Consider the following 650-nt stretch of genomic DNA (forward strand, 5'->3'; position numbering starts at 1 on the left):
TCCTGGTTAGGCGGGAACTCGCTGCGAGCGACACGGGAATCTGTCCTCGATCCAAGTGAAGACACTGCAACTGCCAATAGTGTTACCGTTTCGGTGAACACGTAAGTCGACAGGGAAGTAGTGACAGCTTCAAAAGGTCGCTAGAGCCGGTGACCAAAAAACCTAGTGACCTCGAATTTGCGAATGATTGGCGCCACTCCAGGAATCCATTCCCGCCCAAAGTCGAGATAGTTCCGCCTCTGCTGCGGCCGAACTCTCATTGTGAAGGCGGGACAACTGCTTCATGGCACCGCGCAGGGCAGACGCTCCACCGATCCGCGCAATCGTCATCCCTGATCTGTGAAAACGCATGTAGTCCGGATCTCGCGCCAGGTCTTGGTCGCATCGGCCCAAACCCTTCGTCGACAGGTCAATGAACGCCGATTGCGCTTCACTGAACGCCTCGAATAGAGTGCAATACTCCGATTTCGAATTTGCCATGGTGATCGTCCACTTGCCAACATCTGAGGCAGTTTCCCGCAACCCAACGGCGACAGTAGGGCTGCATTGCGCCATCATTGGTTCGAGGCTGTGACCATAGTCTATTGCTGCTTTGGGCTCAGACCGGCTGATCTCCGTTTCGCAGGGGCCTGGGAGGTTGAAAAATAGCC

The 650-nt window shown here is 55.2% G+C and carries 1 protein-coding gene; it reads right to left on the reverse strand.

All coding sequences use genetic code 11. The annotated features are described in order from the left end of the window. Positions 1 to 162: 162 nt before the first annotated feature. A partial coding sequence (locus QKW60_RS20995) for a hypothetical protein (protein WP_282371668.1) occupies positions 163 to 650 on the reverse strand: 488 nt, incomplete at its 5' end.

It is taken from the genome of Albidovulum aestuarii (assembly GCF_029961185.1).
GTDB lineage: Bacteria > Pseudomonadota > Alphaproteobacteria > Rhodobacterales > Rhodobacteraceae > Albidovulum > Albidovulum aestuarii.